Annotated in this window: 6 protein-coding genes and 1 pseudogene; all 7 read left to right on the top strand. The window is 45.7% G+C overall.

Features of this window, described 5'->3' with window-relative positions:
* Positions 1-718 (top strand): annotated as a pseudogene (gene pglF / locus Q0200_RS10700) (UDP-N-acetylglucosamine 4,6-dehydratase (configuration-retaining)); the annotation flags it as partial.
* A 2-nt stretch (positions 719-720) separates the two neighbouring features.
* Positions 721-1617, top strand: a complete 897-nt coding sequence (locus Q0200_RS10695) for a PDC sensor domain-containing protein (protein ID WP_297941040.1) — start codon at positions 721-723, stop codon at positions 1615-1617.
* Positions 1614-2225, top strand: a complete 612-nt coding sequence (gene hisH, locus Q0200_RS10690; RefSeq protein ID WP_297941039.1) for an imidazole glycerol phosphate synthase subunit HisH — start codon at positions 1614-1616, stop codon at positions 2223-2225. Before Q0200_RS10695 ends, hisH begins: the two co-directional genes overlap by 4 nt.
* Positions 2225-2935 (top strand): 1-(5-phosphoribosyl)-5-[(5-phosphoribosylamino)methylideneamino]imidazole-4-carboxamide isomerase, encoded by a 711-nt coding sequence (gene hisA, locus Q0200_RS10685; RefSeq protein WP_297941042.1) that lies wholly within the window; start codon positions 2225-2227, stop codon positions 2933-2935. The genes hisH and hisA overlap by 1 nt, the downstream gene beginning before the upstream one ends.
* Positions 2936-3001: 66 nt before the next feature.
* Entirely contained in the window at positions 3002-3367 is a 366-nt protein-coding gene (locus Q0200_RS10680; RefSeq protein WP_002952918.1) for a chemotaxis response regulator CheY, read from the top strand.
* A gap of 12 nt (positions 3368-3379) precedes the next feature.
* Positions 3380-4210, top strand: coding sequence for a 50S ribosomal protein L11 methyltransferase (locus Q0200_RS10675; RefSeq protein ID WP_297941037.1), 831 nt, complete (start codon positions 3380-3382; stop codon positions 4208-4210).
* An 18-nt stretch (positions 4211-4228) separates the two neighbouring features.
* A partial coding sequence (locus tag Q0200_RS10670) for an FtsH/Yme1/Tma family ATP-dependent metallopeptidase (protein WP_297941035.1) occupies positions 4229-4992 on the top strand: 764 nt, incomplete at its 3' end.

The following is a 4992-nucleotide window of genomic DNA, read 5'->3' as shown; positions in this document are numbered from 1 at the left end:
CTACAAACACGTGCCGCTTTGCGAGCTAAATCCTCGCTCAGCAGTTGAAAACAACATCCTTGGCACAAAAAATGCAGTCGATCTTTCTAAAAAATATGGTGCTAAGAAATTTGTCATGATCTCATCAGACAAGGCAGTGCGCCCAACAAACATAATGGGTACAACTAAGCGTGTTTGCGAGCTTTATGCGCTAAATTCAAACGAAGCAGGTGTGTGTGAGATAGTTTGTGTGCGCTTTGGTAACGTCCTTGGCTCAAGTGGCTCAGTCATACCTAAATTTAAAGCACAGATCGCTGCAAATAAGCCACTAAGCGTCACTCACCCAGAGATCACAAGGTATTTTATGCTTACGTCTGAAGCGTGCCAGCTAGTCCTTCAAGCAGCCTCTATCGCAAAAGGCGGAGAGCTTTTCGTGCTTGATATGGGCGAGCCGATAAAGATCGCCGATTTAGCTAAAAAAATGCTGATTTTATCAAACAAAGAGCACCTAGGCGTCGAATTCGTCGGCCTTCGTCCGGGCGAGAAGCTTTACGAGGAGCTTTTAATCAATAAAGACGACGTAAAAACCGAGTTTCAGTCTATTTTCGTGACGCGCTCGGACGAATACGACGTGGCTAAACTAAACGAGCAAATCGAAAATTTAACGCACGCGGACGATGTCGCGGCTGCGCTCAAAGAGATCGTGCCGGAGTTTAATCACGCGCTAAATAAGGAATAAATTTGACGCTGCAAGATATACAGAGATTTTCAGAGTTAAGATATAAGGCTAGAGCCTATATATGCTATCTTTTTAGTAAAAATTTGCCAAACAGGCTGCCGGGAGTAAACGCCGAGTCGATAAAAAGCGGCTTTGATAAAATGGCTCACGAGATAGAGGGTTTTGACGCGTTTTACGTACTTGACGCAAACGGCGTGCAAATAGGCGACACCGTGAGCTTAAATGAAAAATACAAAGCCGGCGGCGGCGAAAACTGTAGCAATAAGTCTTATTATTACACCGCGGTGCGCGAAAAGCGCTGCGTGTTAAGCGACCCGTACCCGTCTTCGCTAACGGGTGAACTGTGCGTGACGGCGTCCACTCCGATATATGATGATAAGGGAGAGCTAAAATTCGTCGCGTGTATCGACGTTTCGTTAGAAAATATCCTAACCATCGTCTCTCATGGCAAGCTAGAGAGCTACTTTGGCAAATTTCTTAAGGTCGTTTACGCCGCGTTTTCGGTCGCGCTTTTTACCATAGCCTTGTTTTTGTTTGCTGACGCGCTTAAAGGGCTTTTGGCTAACGATCTTTTAAATATCGAAGTCGAAAAGATGTTTGAGCACACGATTGTGCTGACGCTGGCGCTTGCGATATTTGACCTGGTTAAAGCGATATTTGAAGAAGAGGTGCTAGGCAAAAGCAAGCGCGGCGAGGATATGGAAAACAAGACGATGATTAGATTTATCGGATCGATCATCATCGCGCTTGCGATCGAGGCCCTGATGCTCGTGTTTAAATTTGCCATCACGGCGCCGGACCACATCATAAACGCGATCTATCTCATCGGCGGCGTCGCGATATTGATGATCGCGCTTAGCATCTATCTTTTTGCTACCAAGCAAAGGAGCTTGCATTGATAGGTATTATCGACTACGGCGCGGGAAATTTAAGGAGCGTTTTAAACGCGTTTGAGAGTTTAAATTTAAAGGCGAAGCTCGTCGGTCGCGGCGAGGAGTTAGGTAAATTTGACAAGATTATTTTGCCTGGAGTCGGAGCTTTTGGCGAAGCGATGGATAAGCTAAAAGATAGAGATTTTATCCCCGCGATAAAAGAGGCCGTAGCCGGCGGAAAGCCGTTTTTAGGCATTTGCCTGGGTATGCAGCTACTTTTTGAGCAAAGCGAGGAATTTGGCGTAAATGAGGGGCTTGGGCTCGTAAAAGGGAGAGTGATTAAATTTGACCCGTCCAAATTTGACGCTCCGCTAAAGGTGCCTCATACGGGGTGGAATACGATAAATTTTACCAAACAAACGCCGATAAATAAGGATCTAGCCGCTAGCGAGTATTTGTATTTCGTGCACTCTTATCACGTAGTTTGCGATGATGACGTGGCGCTTGGCTTTAGCGAATACGGCTATAAATTCGTAAGCGCGGTGTATAAAGATAACATTTTCGGCTTTCAGCCGCACCCCGAAAAGAGCCATGAGACGGGATTAAAAATTTTACGAAATTTCGGAGAGATGTGATGGAAATTTTTCCTGCGATAGATTTGAAAGAGGGTAAGGCGGTTCGGCTTTTTAAGGGCGAGATGAGTAGCGCCAAAATCTGCTCGGACGCACCGTGGGAGCTAGCTAAAAGATTTGAAGATATGGGCGCAAAGTGGCTTCACGTCGTCGATCTTGACGGAGCGTTTGCGGGTGAAGCGGTAAATCTAAAAACCGTAGAAAAGATCGCAAAAGCCGCAAATTTACAAATCCAAATCGGCGGCGGGATACGCGATGAAGCGCGAATAAAAAGCTACCTTGATAGTGGCATAACGCGCGTTATCTTGGGCTCGGTAGCGCTAAAAGATCCAAATTTTACTAAAGAAATGGCGCAAAAATACCGCGTCGCCGTCGGCATAGATGCCAAAGACGGCTTCGTCGCCGTGCAGGGCTGGGCGGAAGTCTCGCAGATGGGAGCGACCGAGCTAGCGACTAAATTTGCCGGAGCCGGAGTCGAAGCGATAATCTGCACCGACATCTCAAAAGACGGCACCCTTAGCGGCGTGAACGTGGAATTTACATCGCAAATCGCAAAAGCTAGCGGCATAAATACGATCGCAAGCGGCGGCGTAAAAGATATCTCCGATATCGAGGCGCTAATGCGCGCGGGAGACGTTTACGGCGCGATCGTGGGCAAGGCGTACTACGAGGGGACGCTGGATCTAAAAGAGGCCTTTAAACTGGGCCGCTAAAATTTTAAAGTAAATTTAAATATAAAATTTGCTAAAATTGGACATTTTTTAAAAAAGGATACGATTGTGAAAATACTAGTAGTCGACGACAGCTCTACTATGAGAAGAATCATAAAAAACACCCTGCAAAGGCTCGGGCATCAGGAAATTTTAGAGGCTGAGCACGGAGTCGAAGCGTGGCAAATTTTGGGCCAACATAGCGATATAAACGTGCTTATCACCGACTGGAACATGCCTGAGATGAACGGCCTTGAACTCGTAAAAAAGGTCCGCGCCGAGGCAAAATACGTCGATATGCCTATCATCATGGTAACGACCGAGGGCGGTAAGGCCGAGGTCATCACCGCGCTAAAAGCAGGCGTCAATAACTACATCGTAAAGCCGTTTACGCCGCAAGTTTTGAAAGAAAAACTTGAAGACGTCTTAGGCTAAAAGAGCGTAAATTTGAAAGATAAATTTTACGAGCTTGAAGTTCTTTGCTCGCAGGAGCTTCGCGAGCTTTTCGAAGATCTCGTTTTTTCTCTGGGCGTTACTTGTACGCAGGAGACTGCGGGCGGGTTTATCGTCCGAGACGAAGACGAGCTAGACGAAGTGGAATTCGGACTGCAAGAATACGCAAAATCTCTGCAAGATGCGCTTGGCCGCGAGATCGAATTTAAGATAATAAAAAGCCAAAAAGAAAATCAAGACTGGCTAAACGAATACAAAAAAAACGTAAGACCGATAGAAATCGGTAAATTTTACATCCACCCAAGCTGGGAAGATTCTAAAAGCGGGTTTGAAAATATCATCATAGATCCCGCGCTTGCCTTTGGTTCGGGTCACCACGAGAGTACGAGCGCTTGTATAGAGTATCTGCAAAAATACGCCGCAAGCGGTATGAGCGCGCTTGACGTGGGCTGCGGAAGCGGGATATTAAGCATCGCCCTAGCAAAGCTAGGCTGCGTCACGGATGCCTGCGATACAGACGAGCAAGCAGTGCAAAGCTCGCAGAAAAATGCCGAGCTAAACGGGGTTAAATTTAATCAAATTTGGACCGGTTCGGTGGCGAATTTGGATAAAAAATACGATATCGTCGTCGCAAACATAATCGCCGACGTGATACTAATGCTAAAAAATGATTTGATAAATTTGCTAAAAGAGAGCTCATATCTCGTTTTAGCAGGCGTTTTGGATAAATACGAAACGCGAATTTTAGAGGCTTTTTCGTCGCTCAAACTAGTAGAAAGTCAAACCAAAAACGAGTGGAAAAGTTTCGTATTTCAAAAAGCGTAAAATAATTTAAGGAACATAATGGATAACAGAAAAAACGATGATAAAAATTTAAATAACGGCGGAAATAATTTTTTTAATAAAAATCCGATTTTGATTTTCGCCATTTTTGCTATCGTGATAGTGATAGCATTTCGCGGGCTTGGAGGCGGAGAGATGGACGGCACGTTGCTAGGACAGAGTACGGCCGGCTCGAAAAGCACATCGTACTCCGAGATAAAAGAGATGATAAAAAACAAGCAAGTAGCGCAAGTGGGCATCTCCGAAACCTCGATAAAAGCCGTGGATAACGGCGGTAGAACATACTTTGCTAAAAGAGTAAACGACCCGACGCTAGTGCCGATCTTGGAGGAGCAAAAGATTCCTTACGGAGCGTATAGCGAGACGAACTGGTTTACCGAAATGCTCTTTTCGTGGGTGCTTCCTATTTTTATTTTCTTTGGTATTTGGATGTTTCTGGCTAGCCGCATGCAGCGAAATATGGGCGGCGGTATCCTTGGGATGGGAAGCTCTAAAAAGCTAGTAAACTCGGAAAAACCGAAGGTTAAATTTGCCGACGTGGCTGGCGTGCAAGAAGCAAAAGAAGAAGTTAAAGAGATCGTGGATTTTCTAAAACACCCGGATAGATATATAAATTTGGGCGCCAAAATCCCAAAAGGCGTGCTTTTGGTTGGACCTCCGGGTACGGGTAAAACCTTGCTTGCAAAGGCCGTCGCGGGCGAAGCAGATGTGCCGTTTTTCTCAGTTTCTGGATCAAGTTTTATCGAGATGTTTGTCGGCGTGGG

Source organism: uncultured Campylobacter sp., assembly GCF_938045225.1.
GTDB lineage: Bacteria > Campylobacterota > Campylobacteria > Campylobacterales > Campylobacteraceae > Campylobacter_A.
This window is presented reverse-complemented; position numbering and strand designations above follow the sequence as displayed.

Bases quoted from the DNA above. Each gene is read 5' to 3' on its own strand.
- hisA (WP_297941042.1), top strand. From the start codon at position 2,225: ATGGAAATTTTTCCTGCGATAGATTTGAAAGAGGGTAAGGCGGTTCGG.